This window comes from Bradyrhizobium sp. USDA 4011 (assembly GCF_054063415.1).
In genome coordinates this window covers 7,566,613-7,583,663 of record NZ_JBSSGG010000001.1, presented here as the reverse complement: position 1 = coordinate 7,583,663, position 17,051 = coordinate 7,566,613, and the positions used below count along the sequence as shown (strand labels likewise).

Annotated in this window: 14 protein-coding genes and 2 pseudogenes; 4 read left to right on the top strand and 12 right to left on the bottom strand. The window is 66.2% G+C overall.

Annotation, left to right across the window (positions count from 1 at the left end):
- Positions 1-74 precede the first annotated feature (74 nt).
- The gene (locus ACVW1C_RS35815) at positions 75-656 is read left to right on the top strand and encodes an HdeD family acid-resistance protein (protein WP_456762277.1); all 582 of its coding nucleotides are present in this window, start codon (positions 75-77) and stop codon (positions 654-656) included.
- A gap of 110 nt (positions 657-766) precedes the next feature.
- On the opposite strand, the gene ACVW1C_RS35810 is transcribed toward ACVW1C_RS35815, so the two are convergent.
- Positions 767-1,153: a COG4315 family predicted lipoprotein gene (locus tag ACVW1C_RS35810; protein ID WP_456762276.1), complete on the bottom strand. Its 387-nt coding sequence runs from the start codon at positions 1,151-1,153 to the stop codon at positions 767-769.
- Positions 1,154-1,296: 143 nt separating this feature from the next.
- Complete coding sequence (locus tag ACVW1C_RS35805; protein ID WP_456762275.1) at positions 1,297-2,037, bottom strand: bestrophin-like domain; 741 nt, start codon at positions 2,035-2,037, stop codon at positions 1,297-1,299.
- A 143-nt stretch (positions 2,038-2,180) separates the two neighbouring features.
- On the opposite strand from ACVW1C_RS35805, the gene ACVW1C_RS35800 reads away from it, so the two are divergent.
- Positions 2,181-3,125, top strand: coding sequence for an ornithine cyclodeaminase family protein (locus ACVW1C_RS35800; protein WP_456762274.1), 945 nt, complete (start codon positions 2,181-2,183; stop codon positions 3,123-3,125).
- A 51-nt stretch (positions 3,126-3,176) separates the two neighbouring features.
- Here ACVW1C_RS35800 and ACVW1C_RS35795 read toward each other — a convergent pair whose 3' ends face one another.
- Genes ACVW1C_RS35795 through ACVW1C_RS35785 form a run of 3 tightly spaced genes read right to left on the bottom strand, consistent with a single transcriptional unit; the run spans position 3,177 to position 6,779 of the window.
- The gene (locus tag ACVW1C_RS35795; protein ID WP_456762273.1) at positions 3,177-5,435 is read right to left on the bottom strand and encodes a xanthine dehydrogenase family protein molybdopterin-binding subunit; all 2,259 of its coding nucleotides are present in this window, start codon (positions 5,433-5,435) and stop codon (positions 3,177-3,179) included.
- Positions 5,432-5,914: a (2Fe-2S)-binding protein gene (locus ACVW1C_RS35790; RefSeq protein ID WP_456762272.1), complete on the bottom strand. Its 483-nt coding sequence runs from the start codon at positions 5,912-5,914 to the stop codon at positions 5,432-5,434. The genes ACVW1C_RS35795 and ACVW1C_RS35790 overlap by 4 nt, the downstream gene beginning before the upstream one ends.
- Positions 5,915-5,918: 4 nt before the next feature.
- Positions 5,919-6,779 carry an FAD binding domain-containing protein gene (locus tag ACVW1C_RS35785; protein WP_456763260.1) on the bottom strand — a complete coding sequence of 287 codons (861 nt, stop codon included), beginning with the start codon at positions 6,777-6,779 and terminating at the stop codon, positions 5,919-5,921.
- Between the two features lie 285 nt (positions 6,780-7,064).
- On the opposite strand from ACVW1C_RS35785, the gene ACVW1C_RS35780 reads away from it, so the two are divergent.
- Complete coding sequence (locus ACVW1C_RS35780) at positions 7,065-8,675, top strand: ABC transporter substrate-binding protein (protein ID WP_456762271.1); 1,611 nt, start codon at positions 7,065-7,067, stop codon at positions 8,673-8,675.
- Between the two features lie 224 nt (positions 8,676-8,899).
- On the opposite strand, the gene ACVW1C_RS35775 is transcribed toward ACVW1C_RS35780, so the two are convergent.
- Both ACVW1C_RS35775 and mntR read right to left on the bottom strand, forming a co-directional pair.
- Positions 8,900-9,088 (bottom strand): hypothetical protein, encoded by a 189-nt coding sequence (locus tag ACVW1C_RS35775; RefSeq protein ID WP_456762270.1) that lies wholly within the window; start codon positions 9,086-9,088, stop codon positions 8,900-8,902.
- A 57-nt stretch (positions 9,089-9,145) separates the two neighbouring features.
- On the bottom strand, positions 9,146-9,622 hold the full coding sequence (mntR, locus tag ACVW1C_RS35770; protein WP_456762269.1) for a manganese-binding transcriptional regulator MntR: 477 nt from the start codon (positions 9,620-9,622) through the stop codon (positions 9,146-9,148).
- 205 nt (positions 9,623-9,827) lie between these two features.
- Between mntR and ACVW1C_RS35765 the strand changes: the two genes are divergently transcribed.
- The gene (locus tag ACVW1C_RS35765; RefSeq protein ID WP_456762268.1) at positions 9,828-13,004 is read left to right on the top strand and encodes a TonB-dependent receptor domain-containing protein; all 3,177 of its coding nucleotides are present in this window, start codon (positions 9,828-9,830) and stop codon (positions 13,002-13,004) included.
- Between the two features lie 105 nt (positions 13,005-13,109).
- On the opposite strand, the gene ACVW1C_RS35760 is transcribed toward ACVW1C_RS35765, so the two are convergent.
- The 5 genes and pseudogenes from ACVW1C_RS35760 to ACVW1C_RS35740 form a co-directional block, all read right to left on the bottom strand.
- Positions 13,110-13,862 (bottom strand): TonB family protein, encoded by a 753-nt coding sequence (locus tag ACVW1C_RS35760; protein WP_456762267.1) that lies wholly within the window; start codon positions 13,860-13,862, stop codon positions 13,110-13,112.
- Positions 13,859-14,284 carry a TonB system transport protein ExbD gene (gene exbD / locus ACVW1C_RS35755; RefSeq protein WP_456762266.1) on the bottom strand — a complete coding sequence of 142 codons (426 nt, stop codon included), beginning with the start codon at positions 14,282-14,284 and terminating at the stop codon, positions 13,859-13,861. Before exbD ends, ACVW1C_RS35760 begins: the two co-directional genes overlap by 4 nt.
- 4 nt (positions 14,285-14,288) lie before the next feature.
- A complete protein-coding gene (exbB, locus tag ACVW1C_RS35750) occupies positions 14,289-15,095 on the bottom strand; it encodes a tonB-system energizer ExbB (protein WP_456763259.1) in 807 nt (268 codons plus the stop codon).
- A 168-nt stretch (positions 15,096-15,263) separates the two neighbouring features.
- A pseudogene (locus ACVW1C_RS35745) lies at positions 15,264-15,473 on the bottom strand (amidohydrolase/deacetylase family metallohydrolase); the annotation flags it as partial.
- Positions 15,474-15,496: 23 nt separating this feature from the next.
- Positions 15,497-16,322 (bottom strand): annotated as a pseudogene (locus ACVW1C_RS35740) (flotillin family protein); the annotation flags it as partial.
- Between the last annotated feature and the right edge of the window lie 729 nt (positions 16,323-17,051).

Here is a 17,051-nt window from a genome sequence, read left to right as displayed (position 1 = left end):
GCCATATCACCTGCCCTTTGTCTGCACCGACACCTATGGTAGCATAGTCTTTTTCAGTATTCGGGAGCGATACGATGTCGACTGCGTCCAGCTCACCCGTCACACCTCCTCACAGCCTCGGATCCGGGCTTGCCCATCTTCGCGCGAAGTGGGGCTGGATCGTCGCCTTGGGCGTGATCTACCTGATCGCAGGCGTATTCGCCTTCGGCAGCGTGTTGTTCGCTACCGTCGTCAGCGTGCTGTTCGTCGGCGCCATGATGATCGTCGCGGGCGCCGCCGAGATCGTGAACGCGTTCCAGTTCAAGACCTGGGGCAAGTTCCTGTTCTGGCTGCTGCTCGGCGCGCTCTATGTCGTCGCGGGCTTCGTCACCTTCGAGAACCCCCTGCTCGCCGCAGCGACCCTGACGCTATTCCTCGGCATCGCGCTGGTGGTCTCCGGTATCGTTCGCATCTTCCTGGCGTTCGGCATGAACTCGGCGGCGCCGTGGGGAATGGTCGCGATCTCCGGGCTGATCACGCTGGTGCTCGGGGCCATGATCCTGGCGCACTGGCCGGTGTCGAGCCTCTATGTGCTCGGCATCTTCCTCAGCGTCGACCTGATCTGCGCCGGCGTCAGCTGGATCAGCATGGGCATGGCGCTGAAGCAGCGAGCCTGAAGCGCGAATGCAGGGCGGGTTAGCGTCAGCGTAACCCGCCGCAGATCTCACAGGCGCAACGATGGCGGGTGACGCTTGCACTCACCCGCCATGCGGTCTTCCGCAACGCCTCATGGCTGGGCGAGGTGCCAGGCGCCGTTGAGAAAGCCGTCGCCGGTGATGTCGCCAGCCTTCTGGTCCTTGGCGAAGGTATAGAGCGGCTTGCCCTTGTAGGCCCACTGCTTCGAGCCGTCGTCACGCGCGATGATGGTGTAGCCGCCTTCGGCCTTGTCGCTGGGTTCCGCCTTGAGCACCGGCCAGTTCGTGGCACAGGCGCCGTTGCAGGCCGACTTGCCTTCGGTGTCCTTGTCGAAGGTGTAGAGCGTCATGCCCTTGGTGTCGGTGAGCACCGAGCCCTTCGCCGTGGTGCCGGTCTTGGTCGGCGGCGCGGCGAAGGCGGCAGATGCGAGCGCGAACGAAGCGGCGGTGGCGAGCGCGAGTGCGAGTGTTGTCTTCATGGTGTCTCCCTTTCGAATGCAGATGGCTTGCATGCGTAGGACACGCGAAGGCCTCCACTATTCCCTTGCGGCGCGGAAACAATTTCGGGCCGGGCGGCGGGCGTGAGGGGAATCAAGCCGAGAGCGCGTGCCGATACCGGCAGCTACCGCCTGATCTCCTCGGCCGCGCGCACCAGCGGGCGGTCGGAGAGCTGGATCGGGCCGGAGAACGGCGTGCTCATTTCGAGGATCAGATAGATCGCGGCCGAGATCAGCGCCGCAGCGGCGATATAAATCGAGACCACCACCGCATTGCGCGGCGCGCGAAAGCCCAGCGTCGCGAACATCAGCGTCAGCCACCCGACCAGGATGCAGATCAGCGGTGAGGGGAACGAACCGTCGGACTGCTCGACGAAGGTCCAGCGCTGCTGCACCGCCTGCCGGTAGACCGACCGGGCGTCATTCCACAGCGCGACACTCTGCTCGTCGTCGAACTTCAGCTCGCGGATGCCGTTGCCGACCTCGTCGAGCAGATGTTCGGACACCTCGTTCGCGCGCGAGATCGGGGCATCCCTGAGCGCCTGCTCGACATAGGCGAGCAGCCGCTTGCGCGGCTCGTCGGCGCTGGGGCCGAGCGGCCGTAGGCTGCGGTCGAGCAGGATGAGGTCGGTGGCGAAGACGTGCAGGTTGCGGTCGACAGCCACGTAGGTGTTGGCCGAATTGTTCATCATCAGGCCGAGCAGCAGCGACGGCATGGTGACGAACAGGGTGGCGACCAGGCGTATCGAGGTATTGGTCTCGTCGCTGCGGTGATGTTCCCCGAGCCGGCAATGGACCGCCATGGTCGCAAGCGCGGCGCCGCCGAGCAGCATGAAGATCAGGATGGCGACGACGACTGCAACCACGGCTTGCGAAAACCTGCGAGAGAATCAGGTCCGCAGGATAGCAAGCGCCGCGCCGTGACGCATGTCCGGTTGACTGGCCGTCCCTACGCGCTATCAGTCCGGAACGCTCTTTGGGGCGTCCGGCGCGCCCGAGGAGAGAAACAGTGCATATTGTCGACGACCGCGAGGTCAACCGCGTCCTGACCTTTCCGATCCTGATCGAGGCGATCGAGGCCGCGCACCGGCGGCCGAAGATCGCCGTCAAGGACGGCTATCTCGGCGACGACAGGGGCCAGCAGCTGGTGACCCGCAGCGCGGTCGATGCCGGCCGCTTCATGATGACCAAGCTGTACACCAGCTTCCCGGGCAACCTTGCGCATGGCAAGCTGCCGGCCGTGCAGGCGGTCTGCGTGCTGTTCGACGGCAATGACGGGCGGCCGCTGGCGGTGATGGACGCCGCGGAGATCACCCATTGGAAGACCGCCGCGGACTCCGCGCTCGGCGCCAAGCATCTGGCGCGGCCGGACGCCGAGACGCTGCTGGTGGTCGGCGCCGGCGAGATGGCGCACTGGCTGGTGCGCGGCCATCGCACGGTACGGCCGCTGCTGAAGCGGGCGCGGATCTGGAACCGGACGATCGAGCGCGCACAGGAGCTCGCCGGGCTGCTGGAGGACGACGGCATCACCGCCGATGTCGTCACCGATCTCGATGCCGCGACGCGCGAGGCCGACATCATCACCACCTGCACCCGCTCGCGCGAACCGCTGGTCAAGGGCGCGAACCTGAAGCCCGGCACCCATCTCGATCTGGTCGGCGGCTTCACCCCCGACACCCGCGAGTCCGACGACGAGGCGGCGCGGCGTTCGCGCATCTTCGTCGACCGAAGGGAATCCGCCTTCGACGGCGTCGGCGACATCCTGCAACCGATCGCCAGCGGCGCGATCAAGGAGAGTGACGTGCTCGGCGATCACTACGACCTCGCGACCGGCAAGGTCGCCGGCCGGCTGTCCGCCGACGACATCACCTTCTTCAAGAACGCCGGCGGCGGGCATCTCGATCTGATGACTTGCGAGACAGTGCTTGCGCAGCTGGGGAAGGAGTTGCGGTGAGCCACGAAAACGTAGGGCGGGTTGGCGTCAGCGTAACCCGCCCTACGCTTCCTACTCCGCGGCCTGCTGCGCGGGCGCATCCAGCGCCGCCGACACTTTCGGCGGCGACATCGGCAGGCTGTAGAAGCGCTTGCCCAGCGCGTTATGCACCGCGTTGGCGACCGCGGCCATGACGGGGACCAGCGGCACTTCGCCGACGCCCTTGACACCCTGCGGGTGTTTCGGGTTCGGCACCTCGACCAGCGCGCAGTCGATCATCGGCAGGTCGGAGCAAACCGGCATGCGATAATCGAGGAAGCCCGGATTATCGACCTTGCCGTCCTTGTTGTAGATGTATTCCTCGTTCAGCGCCCAGCCGATGCCCTGTGCGACGCCGCCCTGCAGCTGGCCCTCGACATAGCTCGGATGCACGGCGCGGCCGACATCCTGCACGGCGGTGTAGCGGATCACGCGCACGATGCCGAGATCGACATCGACCTCGACGTCGCAGATATGCGTGCCGAAGCCCCCCTCCGCACCTTGGGTGTTGAGCTGCACGCTGGCGCCGATCGGGCCGCCCTGCGAGGGCGCCTTCTCGGCAAGATCGGCGAGCGTCAGCGGCTCGAACTGGCCGGCATTCGGGCTCACCGGATGCGCGGCGCCGTTCTCCCACTTCACCGCTTCCGGGTCGATCTCCCAGATCTTCGCGGCGCGCTCGCGCAAGGTCGCGATCACCTTGTCGGCCGCCTGCGTCACCACCATCGAGGAGGCGAACAGCACGCGGCTGCCACCGGTGAGGTTGGAGAAGCCGATCGTCTGGGTGTCGCCGATGATGACGGAGACGCGCTTGTAGTCAATGCCGAGTAGCTCGGCGCAGATGTTGGCGATGCCCGCGCGCGAGCCGCCGATATCGGGATGTCCCGTGGTGACGACGACGTTGCCGTCCTCGGTGATGTTGACCTGTGCGGAGGATTCACCGCCGGCGTTGAACCAGAAGCCGGAGGCGACACCCCTGCCCTGATATTTGCCGAGCGGCGCGGCATAATGCGGATGGTTCTTCGCAGCCTCCAGCGTTTCGATATAGCCGATGCGCGGAAACACCGGGCCATGCGCGGCCTTGGTGCCTTCCTTGGCAGCGTTCTTCAGCCGCAGCGCCAGCGGATCCATCTTAAGCGCCTCGGCCAATTCGTCGAGCACGCATTCCACCGCGTAAGCGCCGATCGGCGCGCCGGGCGCCCGATAGGCCGCGACCTTGGAACGGTTGGAGCAGACGTCAAAACCTTCCGACAGCACATGCGGAATGTCGTAGGGCGCGAAACTGCATCCGACTGCACCGCGGATCGGCGAACCCGGGAAGGCACCGGCCTGCAGATAGAAGCTGCCGTGGGCGGCGACGATGGTGCCGTCCTTCTTCGCGCCGATCTTCACCGTGCTCTTCGAGCCCGAGGTCGGCCCGGTCGCGCGCATCACCTCCTCGCGGGTCATCACCATCTTGACCGGGCGGCCGGATTTCTTGGCGAGCAAGGTCGCGAGCGGCTCGAGATAGACGATGGTCTTGCCGCCGAAGCCGCCGCCGATCTCGGCGGGGATGGCGCGGATGTCGCTCTGCGGGATGCCTGTGAGCATCGAGGTCATCGCGCGCACCATGAACTGGCCCTGGCTCGACGACCAGATCGTGGTCTTGCCGTCGGCCGCGACCGAGATCAGGCAGGCATGCGGCTCGATATAGCCCTGGTGCACCGGTCGCGTCGTGAAGGAGCGCTCGACGACGATTTCGGCGTCCTTGAAGCCTTGTGCGATGTCACCCTTCCTGGATTCGATGCGGCCCATGATGTTCGAGGGCTTGCCGTCGAATCTATTGAACTCGTGCAGGATCGGCGCGTCAGGCCTCAAGGCGTCGTCGATCTCGATCGCCCAGGGCAGCACCTCGTAATCGACCTCGATCAGCTTGCAGGCTTCCGCGGCGATCGCCTCCGTGGTCGCTGCGACGGCGGCGACGGGATGGCCGGGGAACAGCGCCTTGTCGCGCGCCATCACGTTGCGGCACATCCAGCGCATGTCCTGGATGCCGAGCATCACCGCGCCCTTCTCGATCGTGAAGTCGACGATGTCGCGCGAGGTAACCACCGCCTTGACGCCGGGCAGCGCCTCGGCCTTCGCGGTGTTGATCGACTTGATGCGGGCATGCGGATGCGGGCTGCGCAGCACCTTGCCCCAGATCATGCCGGGCATGGTGGTGTCGGCGGCGAACGCCGCGCGGCCGGTCACCTTGTCGACGCCATCGGGCCTGATGGTGCGCTGGCCGATCCATTTGTTGTTGACGACGTTCATGGGCGTGTCTCCCGCATTTCAGCGGCGGTCTCCATCACCGCGCGGACGATCTTGTCGTAACCGGTGCACCGGCAGAGATTGCCGGCGAGCCAGAAGCGGACTTCCTCCTCGGTCGGATTCGCGTTGCGCGCCAGCAGCGCCTCGGAGGCCACCAGCATGCCCGAGGTGCAGATGCCGCACTGGAGCGCGGCATGCTCGAGGAATTTCTGCTGCAGCGGATGTAGCTTCTCGCCCTTGGCCATGCCCTCGATGGTCCGGATCTCGTGGCCCTCGGCCTCGGCCGCGAGCATCAGGCAGGAGCAGATCAGCCGGCCATCGAGCGTGATCGAACAGGCGCCGCAATCGCCGGAGGCGCAGCCCTCCTTGGAGCCGGTCAGCCCCAATTGCCCGCGCAAGGCGTCGAGCATGGTCTCATACGGCTCGCAGAGGAATTCGACCGGCTCGCCGTTGACGGAGGTGGTGACGTGCAGTTTCGGCATGATGCTAGTGTCCTCCGGCGCGCTGGGCGGCGATCGCGGCGGCGCGCTTGAGCAGCACGCCGGCGGTCTTTATCCTGTAGGCAATGGTGCCGCGCTTGTCGTCGATCGGACGGCAGGCGGCGCGACATGCCGCAGCAGCCGCTTCCAGCGCCGCATCGTCGAGCTTCGAGCCAACCAGCGCCTGCGCTGCCGGCGCGACCAGCAGCGCGGTCGGCGCCACCGCACCGAGGCCGACGCGGGCCGCGGTGCAGATGCCGTCCTGCAAGGTCAGGCTGACGCCGATGCCGACCACCGCGATGTCCATCTCGGTGCGCGGGATCATCCGCAAGTAAGCGTCGCCCGAGCCTTTGGGCCGCGGCGGCAAGGTGAAGCCGACGAGGATCTCGCCCGGCTTGAGGTTGGTGCGTCCCGGCCCGGCCGGCACATCCTCGACCTTGAGCGCGCGGCGGCCGTTCGGGCCCTCCACGGTGACGACCGCGCCCGCTGCGATCATCGCCGGCACGCTGTCGCCGGCCGGCGAGCCGTTGCAGAGATTGCCGCCGGCGGAGGCCCGGCCCTGCACCTGCTTGGAGCCGATCAGGTTGACGGCCTCGAGCACGCCGGGCCACACCTTGCCGAAGCGCGCGTGGTCGGCGAGTTCCATGCCGGAGACGGCGGCGCCAACGCGGAAGCCGCCATCGGCGGTTTCCGTGATTTCGGTCATCTCGCCGATCTTCTTGATGTCGACGATCAGTCCCGGCCGCACCAGGCCGGAGCGCATTTGCACCAATAAGTCGGTACCCCCTGCCATAATGCGGGCGGCACTCCCGGCGGCAGCAAATGCGCCAATCGCTTCATCAAGCGTGCGCGGTGCTACGTATCGGATATCGGTCATGACGGTTCTTCTGGTCTCCCTCGGCTGCTTGTTCCCGTAAGGATGTGCGGGATATGGCCTTATTGCTGGCCGGCAGACCGCAAGCCTACACGGCGGATCGCCGTCCGAACAGCCTGCGAGGTGCGGCAGGAAGCGCAGGCTCCTATGCAGGATGCGCGCTTGCGCGCCTTGCGGGATTGGCGGCACGGCGCTTGCTTGATTTGCCGGTCGGATTGGTGAAGCATGCGGCTCGCTGCGGCCAACGTGCCGGCGCAACGACAAATCGGGGGACGGCGAATGATCGATGTTTCGCGCAGAACGCTCCTCAAGCTCGCGGCCGGCGTGCCGCCGGCGATTGCGGCCCCGGCTCTCCTCTCATCGAGAGCCATCGCCGCCGGCAAGGGCAAGACCATATCAGCGGTGATGCATTCGGACCTGCGCATCATCGATCCCGGTTTCACCACCGCCTACATCACCCGCGACCATGGCTACATGGTCTACGACACGCTGCTTGGCATCGATTCAAGCTTCAAGGTCCGGCCGCAGATGGCGGACTGGACGATCTCCGACGACAAGCTGACCTACACCTTCACGCTGCGCGACGGCCTGAAATGGCATGACGGCGCGGCTGTGACGGCGGAGGACTGCATCGCCTCGCTGAAGCGCTGGACCGTCGTCGACGGCATGGCGCAGAAGCTGGCCGAGTTCACCGCCTCCCTCGAGGCCGGCGGACCGAAGACGATCGTGCTCAAGCTCAAGGAGCCGTACGGCCTGGTGCTGGAGTCGCTGGCAAAGCCCTCCTCCTATGTCGCCTTCATGATGCCGAAGCGGCTCGCGGAGACGCCGCCGGGCAAGCAGATCGCCGAGCAGATCGGCTGCGGGCCGTTCAAGTTCGTGCAGGCCGAATTCCAGCCGGGCGTGAAGGCGGTCTATGAGCGGAACGCCGACTACGTGCCGCGCAAGGAAAAGCCGGATTGGCTGTCGGGCGGCAAGGTCGCGAAGGTCGATCGCGTCGAATGGATCACGATGCCCGATGCGCAGACCGCGATCAATGCGCTGCAGTCCGGCGACATCGATTTCCTGGAACAGCCCTCGATCGACCTGGTGCCGGTGCTCGAGGCCAATTCCGATCTCACCGTGGCCGTGCTGAACAAGTTCGGCTTCCAGATCGAAGGCCGGATGAATTTCCTGCACCCGCCGTTCGACAATCCCAAGATTCGCCGCGCGGCATTCCTGGCGATGAACCAGAAGGACGTGCTCGACGCCACCGTCGGCAACCCGAAATATTACGAGATCTGCGGCTCCTATTTCGCCTGCGACACGCCGCTCGCGAGCGACGCCGGCGCGGAGACGCTGATCAAGGGCAACGGCATGGCCGAGGCGAAGAAGGCGCTCGCCGCCTCGGGCTATGACGGCACGCCCGTCGTGATCATGATCCCCGGCGACGTGCAGACGCTGAAGGGGCCGCCGACCGTCGCGGCGCAGCTGTTGCGCGCGGCCGGCTTCAACGTCGACGCGCAGGTGACCGACTGGCAGACGGTGGTGAGCCGACGCGCCAGCCAGAAGCCGCCCAAGGAAGGCGGCTGGAACCTGTTCTTCACCTTCACCGGCGCGACCGAGGTGATGAACCCGATCGTCAACAACCAGATCGCCGCGAACGGCAAGCGGGCCTGGTTCGGCTGGCCCGAAGACGCCAAGCTCGAGCAGATGCGCGACGCCTACGCCCGCGCCACCTCACCTGAGGACCAGAAGAAGCTCGCGGTGGAGATCCAGAAGCAGGCCTACGAGCAGGTGATCTATGTCCCGCTCGGCCAGTTCCGCTTGCCGAGCGCCTGGCGCAAATCGCTCACCGGCGTGCTGGAAGGCCCGGCGCCGCCGGTGTTCTGGAACGTCGACAAGAGCGAATAGACAAGCGGCGCGATGTCTGCGCGCCGCCGATCATCTTTGGGCCAGCCGAAGCACGTAGGAAGTTTCATCGCTGCAGCCGCCGAGGCGCTTCACCTCTCCCGCTGCAGCTGCGCGCCGCAAAATACCGAAAACAACCCCATGCAAAGGAGCCCGCCGCCACCGGCGTTCGACTGGGCAACTTGACACGTCGGGCAAATCAGGAATACATTTCCAATATTCCGAAATCATGCAAGCCCCCCCTCGCCGGCCCTCTGGAGAGGAGCGCACTTGCTTGCGGTCACTCGCAGCAACTGCGTGAGTGCGGTCTGCGCCGCCGCCGTCGCCTTGGCTCCGTTGAGCGCGCGCTCCTGCTCGGTCGCCTTCTCCTGCTCCTGATAGGTCTCGATCTGCTTGTGCGCAATCTTCGGTCGCATCGAGGCAAGCCCGGCTGGCCGCAACGACCGACGGTCGGGCGCCGGCGGCGCCGGCGATCAGCTCGCCTTCCTCACCCGCGAGCCCCTGAGGAAGTCCGAAAACGCCTTCAGCGTCGCCTCCGATACGTGATGCTCGATGCCTTCGGCATCGGCCTCGGCGGACTCGCGCGGCACGCCGAGCGCCAGCAGCACTTCGAGCACCAGACGGTGCCGGGCACGGACCCGCTTGGCGAGCGCGTCGCCCTTCTCGGTCAGGAAGATGCCGCGGTAAGGACGTGCCGTCGCAAGGTTCTCGCGCTTCAGCCGCGCGATAGTGTTGATGGCGGTGGGGTGCGAGACCCCGAGCCGGCGCGCGATGTCGGTGGCGCGGGCCTCGCCCGTCGATTCGATCAGGTCGGCGATCAGCTCGACATAGTCCTCCAGGATCGCCGTCGACCGCGCCGAGCGGGCTTTCCCGAAGCGGCGCGCCTGCGCCTGCTCGGTCGGCAGCTCATGCAGCGGCGCCGTCCGAGTCGGTGAAGCCTTCCGGCGCATCGGAGAATCCGTACCCATCGTCCGCGAACCATGGTCTCGCCGGCACGACATTGCAAGCCGCCGATCCGCGCTGTCGCCTTCTTGCAACAGCCTCGCAATTGCAACAGCCCTGCCTTGACTTCGTAGCCACGCCTCTTCAATTGTAGCTTTAGCTACATCTTGGTGCTTTTACTAAGCCTGTCGAAGGCGCGTTGGAGGAATAGGAATGCGTGTTTGCGTTGCCCGTCGGGCCCTGTTGGGCTCGACGTCGGTCGCCTTGATCTGTCTGCACGGGATCGCCGCAGCCCAGCAGGCCGCTCCTCCCCCGACCGGAAGTCCGGCCGCGACGCCAGCAACCCAGCAGCCGCCCGCGGCGCCGGACGCGCCGGCTCCCCGGCCCACCGCAACTCCCGACGCCGCCACATCTGCTCCCGCGACGCAGCCGCCGGCCGCCGCGCCGGCACAGGCCAACGGTCCGGCCGAAGTCGAGATCCCCCAGGTCACGGTCGAAGGCCGGCAACCCAAGCCGACACGCCGCACCACCCGCCACGAGCCGGCCGGCCGCACCAATGCACGCCCCACACCGGCGCCGCCCGCCCCCGCACCGCCCGCGGTCGCGTCCGACACCTCGCCCTTTGCGCCGTCGGCGCTGACCGGCAGCCAGATCCAGTCGAGCACCAGCCCGAGCTTCGGCAATCTGTTCTTTACCGCGCCCGGCGCGACCTCCGCTGGTCTTTCAACCCAATCGTCGCGCCCCGTCCTGCGCGGCCTGTCCGACGCCAAGGTCCGGATCCAGGAGAACGGCATCGGCAGCGTCGACGTCTCCGACATTGCGCAGGATCACGGCGTGCCGCTCGATCCGCTGGCGTTGCAGAACACCGAGGTGTTTCGCGGTCCCGGCGCGCTGCGCTTCGGCTCGCAGGCGGTGGGCGGCATCGTCGACGTCACCAACAACCGGATTCCAACCGCCGCCCCGGTCGGCGGCATGGCGGCCGAGTTGCGGTCCGCCGTCACCTCGGTCGACAGCGGCTGGGAGAGCGGCCTGCTGCTCGACGCCGGCGCCGGCAATGTCGCCGTGCATGCCGATGTCTATGGCCGCGGCGGCCAGGATTATCGCATCCCGAGCTATCCCTATCTAGTGCCGCCCAGTCCGGCGCCGGCGTTCAACGGGCGGCAGCCGAATTCGGCGATGGAGAGCGCGGGCGCGGCGATCGGCGGCTCCTATTTGTTCGACGGCGGCTATGCCGGCCTGTCGATCTCCCGCTTCACCAGCGACTATCACGTCCCCGGCATCGCGTCGGCCGACAGCCAGCAGCACAATCAGCTCGAGCAGACCAAGATCATGAGCAAGGGCGAGTATCGCCCCGATGCAACCGCCATATCAGCGGTGCGCTACTGGCTCGGCTACTCGGATTATCGGCACGACGAGATCGACCTCAACCAGACCACCTTCGGCAATTTCGAGACCATCGGCGCGACGTTCAAGAACCGCCAGACCGAGGGCAAGCTCGAAGTCGAAAGCCAGCCCGTGGCGACCCCGCTCGGCGCCTTGACCAGCATCATCGGCCTGCAGGGCGCCTACCAGCGCCTGGACACGCTCGGCCAGGCGATCCTGCTTCCAGCCCAGACCACGACCGCCGCCGGTTATGTCTTCGAGGAGATGCGACACACCGACACGCTGCGCACCCAGTTCGCCGCCCGTGTCGAATCCGTCGACGTCGCCGGCACCTCGTTCGGATTTCCGTCGAGCTATTTGCCGCCGCCGAACGAGCCGGCGAGCTCGCCGTCGCGGTCGGATTTCCTGCCGACCAGCCTCAGCGTCGGGGTGATCAAGGACCTGCCCTCCTATCTGCAGGCGAGCCTGACGCTGCAGCGCATCCAGCGCGCGCCGCGCGCGCTCGAACTGTTCGCGAGCGGTCCGGACGATTCCGAGAAGACCTTCAAGATCGGCAATCCCGACCTGACGCTGGAGACCGCCAACACCGCGGAAATCGGCCTGAAGCGAACCCGCGGCGATATCAGGTTCGATGCAAACCTGTACTACACCCGCTACGACAAGTTCATCTTCGGCCAGTCGACCGGCAATTTCTGCGGTGCGACGTTTGCGACCTGCGCCGCGGGCGGCAACGGCGACTACATCCAGGTTGCGTACTCCCAGCGCGACGCGATCTTCCGCGGCGGCGAACTATCGTGGCAATGGGACGTCTCTCCGCTCCCGGGCGGCATCTTCGGGATCGAGGGGCAGTTCGACATGGTACGCGCCACCTTCACCGACGGGACCAACGTGCCCCGGATTCCGCCGATGCGGCTCGGCGGCGGCCTCTACTGGCGCAGCGACGCATGGTACGCGCGGCTGAACCTTCTGCACGCCTTCACGCAGAACGACTACGCGCAGTTCGACACGCCGACCGACGGCTATAATCTGCTCAAGTTCCAGATCGAGCACCGGCAGCACTGGAAGGATTCACCGTGGGGAGCGGTGGAGGTGGCGACCGGTTTGATCGGCGACAATCTGCTCAACGCCGACATCCGCAACTCCGTGCAATTCCACAAGGACGAGATCCTGCAACCCGGCCGGACCGTCAAATTGTTCCTCAATGTCAAATACGGTGCCGATGCGCCGGCGACCACGACGTTCGGCGCCGCGCGGGATCGCGACGTCGCATCGATCTTCCGCAAGGCGCCGGACGCCGCGGCGTGGGACTGGAGCGGATTCTACGCCGGCGGCAGTGCCGGATATTCGTGGGGCGCGGCCCGCACCTATGCGGGCTTCATCGACGATGCGAGCGAGACGCCGCTTGCCGGCCAACGCCCGAGCGCCGGCCTCGATCATGCCGGCCTCGGCGTCCAGGCCGGTTACAACTGGACGATGGGCCGGATGGTGGCGGGCATCGAAGGCGATTTCGTCTACGCCAACCAGCGTGGCCAGTCCTCGGCCACCTGTCCGGCAGCCGCCTGCAATCCGGCGCTGCTGCCGTTCGATGCCGCGATGACGGCCAGCATGCACTACCGGCTCGACTGGCTGGCGTCGCTGCGCGGCCGCGTCGGCGTCGCGGTCACGCCGACGACGCTCGCCTACCTCACTGCCGGCGTGCCGTTCGGCACCGTGTCCTCATCGGGAACGGTGTCGGGCTTCACCGCGACCGGCGCAGCGACGACGACACCTTTCAACGTCGACACATTCAGCTTCGGCTGGGCCGTCGGCGCCGGGCTTGAAAGCCGGCTGTTCGCCAACTGGACCGGCCGGATCGAATATCTCCACTCCGACCTCGGCTCGTTCCGCGCCACCCCAAATCCCGCGGCCGGCGTGGCGACGTCGTTCGATTCCGATGCACGGGTACGCCTCGACGCGATCCGCGTCGGCATGAACTACAAGTTCGGCGCCACAGCCCTGAGCGACTAATGCATGATCCGGAAAAGCCCGAAGCGGCTTTCCGGAACGATCATGCTTCAACAGAAATCCAGCGCGCGACGATCAGCCAAAGCCCATCGCGCGCTGGATCGCCGTCTATCTGACGGTGAAGCGGATCGGCAGCCGGATCACCACGACGTCGCCGGCAAGCGTATCGGGCGGCGCCGGAAACGGCTGCGCGCGCTTCAGCAGCGCAACGGCTTCACCGTCCAGCGCGTCCGAGCCCGAGCTCTGGATCACACGTGCCTCGCCGACCATGCCGTTACGGTCCAGCGTGAAGCGGACCTGCGCGATGCCTTGCTCGCGCCGCGATCGCGCGGCTTCCGGATAACGCTTGTTGCGCTCGACCAGCGCGAGGATCTGCGAACGCCAGGTCGCGACGGCCCGCGAATCCTTCTGATCCGGCTGGCCCTGCGTCGGCGCCGCGGCGACCGGCGCTGCGCGTTCCGACAGCGCCGACGGTGCCGATGTCACTGCGGCGGCTTGCTGCTCCGGCGCGGCGTCCGGCTGCGCCCTGGTGCGCGCATCGACGACGGCCTCGGGGTTGGCCGCCTGCGGAAGCTCGGAGGCATCGTCGGTTTGCGCGGGCTCGGGCTTCGCCTCGGGGCGCGCCTCGGACATCACCTGCTCCGGCCCCGGCGGAATATCGGTCGGCGTGGTCGACGGTGCGGCCGGCAGCGGCGCAAGGTCGACCATGACGGCGCCCGACGGCTCGGCCGGCTCGACATCGTCCGGCCGTTGCCAGGACGCAAATGATGCGGCAAGCGCAGCGTACATCGTGAGGACGGCGAGGCTGCTGCAGGTCCAGCGCTTGAGATCCGACGCATCGTCGGCGGCGAGACGCTTCATGGCTCGGCCGTCTGCTCCAGCCCGATCAGCGCCACCCTCAGGTAACCAGCGTCGCGCAGCCCGTTCATCACCCGCATGATCTCGCCGTAAGGAACCGTCTTGTCGCCGCGCAGAAAGATGCGGACATCCTTCTGATTGTTGGTGGCGGCATCGAGCGCAGCGGCGAGCGCGGCGCGGCTCACCGTCTCGTCGCCGACCGCCAGGGAGAGGTCCGGCTTCACCGTCAAATAGACCGGCTTGTCGGGACGCGGATGCGGCTGCGCATTCGACGCCGGCAGGTCGACCGCGATGTCGACCGTCGCGAGCGGTGCGGCGACCATGAAGATGATGAGAAGCACGAGGATGACGTCGATGAACGGCGTCACGTTGATGTCATTGACCTCGGCGAGGTCGCCGCCGGCCTGGTTGAGATTGATCGCCATCAGCTCACTCCGCCGCTGCGAGCCGCAGCCGCGCGGCGGCGATGACGCCGCCGTCGAGATCCCGGCCGACCAGACGCGCGATCTCCGACGAACCGTCGCCAAGCAGCGCGCGATAGGCGCCGATCTGGCGGGCAAACAAATTGTAGACCACCACGGCCGGGATGGCGGCAACCAACCCAAGCGCGGTCGCCAGCAGCGCCTCGGCAATGCCGGGCGCAACCACCGCGAGGTTGGTGGTCTGGGATTTCGAGATGCCGATAAAGCTGTTCATGATGCCCCAGACCGTACCAAACAGGCCCACGAAGGGACCGGTGGCCCCGATCGTCGCCAGCACGCCCGTGCCGAACGCGATGCGCCGGCTCGCAGCCGCCTCGATCTGCTGCAGGCGCGATGCGATCCGCGCCTTGATCCCTTCGCGGTCCATCCGATCGGTGCTGAGATCGAGTTCGGCGACCGCGCCCTCGAGCAGCCGTGCCACCGGCCCCTCGCGGACCGTGCGCACCGCATCTTCAACGCTGCGCGCAACCGCAAGCTCGCGCAGGGCGTGCCTCACATTGCGGCGAGCGCTGAACAGTTCGATCGTCTTCGACAGACTGACCGTGCAGGTGACCAAAGTGGCGAATGCGAGGCCGATCATGACGCCCTTCACGACGATATCAGCCTGCATGAACATGCCCCAGGGGCTGAGATCGCGGGGAAGCGTCGCCGCGGCGACCGCGCTCTCGGAGCCCTGCTGCGCAAACGCGGGCCCGACCGTTCCGATCAGCGCAAGCGCGACCGCCGCCGCGGCGCAGAAGCCAGCGTCCAACACCCCGGTCGAACGGGGACGGCGGTACAAAAATGTAGGGAATTGCATCGAATTCAGCCCTTCATCAGTTCTCGGAAATGCATACGCTTTATTATGTAGCATTGCCTACGTCTTGCTGCAAATGCTTAGTCCGGCGAGGCGCGGCCGCGATTCAACCGATAGTTCCGGGATCTATCCCGGACGCCACCAGCGTCCGCCGATCACAACGCCTTCGGAGACGATCTTGCGATCGCCGGTCAGGTGCTCGCCGACCACGTCGACATAGTCGAACTGCCCATCCCTGATCGAGATCAGCGTGGCGTCGCCGGCGCTGCCCGGCTTGAGGCTGCCGAGCTCCGGCCGCCGCAACGCCATCGCGGCGTTGACGGTGGACGCCGCGATCTCCGGATTTCAGTCCGGCACGATGTCGCGAACAGGCGGTTGATGTACCAGGTGCCCTCGACGATGACCTGGAGCTGGCGGCCGCGATAACCGCCGGCGAGCAGGAATTTCTCGGGCTCCTGGAAATTGTTGTGAAAGGTCGCAGCATCCCGCAGCTCGATGCCGACTTCGGGCGCGATGATCTCGCCCGGAGGCAGCGACGGGCCGTCATGCACGGTGACGATGCCGACCAGATCGTGATCAGCCGCCAGCACCACCGGCGCAAAGCCCCAGCGCTCGGTGATCGTGAGCTGCATGCTCTCGAGCACGCCGCGTTCCCGCTCGCTGAGCGCATGACCGTAGACGCGCTCATCGGTGATGATCGCAAACTGCGTGGTGTTGATGGCATAGGTACCTTCGCGCAGGACCTTGCGCTGCGGCCCCTTCTGGCCGCCGCCGAGCAGGAAGCGGCGCGCGTCCTGGAAGTCCGACTTGTCTTCGGTGTCGTTGGCGCCGAGCACTTGCGAAGGCGCCAGTGCCGCACCGTCGCGCGCGAACACATAGGCGATCTTGCCCTGGCCGACGGTCACGAGATCCGAGCGGTGGATCCGGTACATGAAGGGAAACCATCACGTGCAGGCCGCCGCGCAGCACCTCCGGCTCGTAGCCGGCCTCACCGTTCAGCGCGATGAAGCCGTCCTCGATCGAGCCCTTGATCGCCCACAGCTTCTCGACGATGCCGACCTGATTGTTGGGAATGTAGCGAAATACGTTCGATACGCGCAGCAGGATCACACATGCGACCGCTATCGCGATCCAAATGGCAGGTTGGGTTAAACCTGAACCATTAAGAAAACCGAGGAAGTCCATAGTCCATCTCCACAATTCGCAACTGCGCGGTTTGGGAGCCCAAACCTGCACCGAAGAATTGCGGTGCGGAGATGTGGTCGGCGGCCCAAGGGCCGCAAGGCGTGAACATTACTCGCACTGCCAATCTTTTTTTGATGACGGCATGAACCGCCGGACCGGTCGCGCGACATCGATGCGCACGATCAGTCTGCTGCGATTGCGCATCATTGTCAGTGCGTCCGCCTTGCGCGGCAACCGGGGCGTGGAGTCATAAAGGCCCGCTTCTGCAGGTGAAGCAGTAGTTGCTGGGGTCGGTTGCCATCGACGGCTTTTGACCCCTCAACTGACGTTCCGTCGCAAAAGGGCCAAATCCGGAAGCTGCGCGTCCCGTACGCGATGCCCCACTCTGGTCGGCGCCGCCGCCGAGTTTGCCGTGGCCTTTTCCGCGGCGCGCAAGGACCGCGCGCGAGCAACTGAGTGGAGTCTGGCCTTTTTTTGGAAGTGGTGGCTCTAGACGTGGTGCCCGCTGTCGGGGGAAGACCGGAATAGCTTGACATGGATCAAGAGCACCATCGAGGAACTCGGGTCAGTATGGAAACACTCAAGCCAAAGTAAAGCCGCCTCAGAAGGCGGCAAAGAACCTGATCAGGAGAAGAGCATGAAAACGCTAACGGTAGTCGGCGCGGCCCTCGGAGCAGCGATGTTGTGTTTATCTCCCGTTTCGCTTCACTTGTCGCCTGCGGGGACTGT

Coding starts and splice junctions, on each gene's coding strand:
- ACVW1C_RS35760 (WP_456762267.1), bottom strand. CDS start 13,862: ATGAAGCGTCTCGCCGCCGACGATGCGTCGGATCTCAAGCGCTGGACC.
- ACVW1C_RS35795 (WP_456762273.1), bottom strand. CDS start 5,435: ATGAACGTCGTCAACAACAAATGGATCGGCCAGCGCACCATCAGGCCC.
- ACVW1C_RS35810 (WP_456762276.1), bottom strand. CDS start 1,153: ATGAAGACAACACTCGCACTCGCGCTCGCCACCGCCGCTTCGTTCGCG.
- ACVW1C_RS35775 (WP_456762270.1), bottom strand. CDS start 9,088: ATGCGACCGAAGATTGCGCACAAGCAGATCGAGACCTATCAGGAGCAG.
- ACVW1C_RS35780 (WP_456762271.1), top strand. CDS start 7,065: ATGATCGATGTTTCGCGCAGAACGCTCCTCAAGCTCGCGGCCGGCGTG.
- ACVW1C_RS35815 (WP_456762277.1), top strand. CDS start 75: ATGTCGACTGCGTCCAGCTCACCCGTCACACCTCCTCACAGCCTCGGA.
- mntR (WP_456762269.1), bottom strand. CDS start 9,622: ATGCGCCGGAAGGCTTCACCGACTCGGACGGCGCCGCTGCATGAGCTG.
- ACVW1C_RS35790 (WP_456762272.1), bottom strand. CDS start 5,914: ATGCCGAAACTGCACGTCACCACCTCCGTCAACGGCGAGCCGGTCGAA.
- ACVW1C_RS35765 (WP_456762268.1), top strand. CDS start 9,828: ATGCGTGTTTGCGTTGCCCGTCGGGCCCTGTTGGGCTCGACGTCGGTC.
- exbD (WP_456762266.1), bottom strand. CDS start 14,284: ATGGCGATCAATCTCAACCAGGCCGGCGGCGACCTCGCCGAGGTCAAT.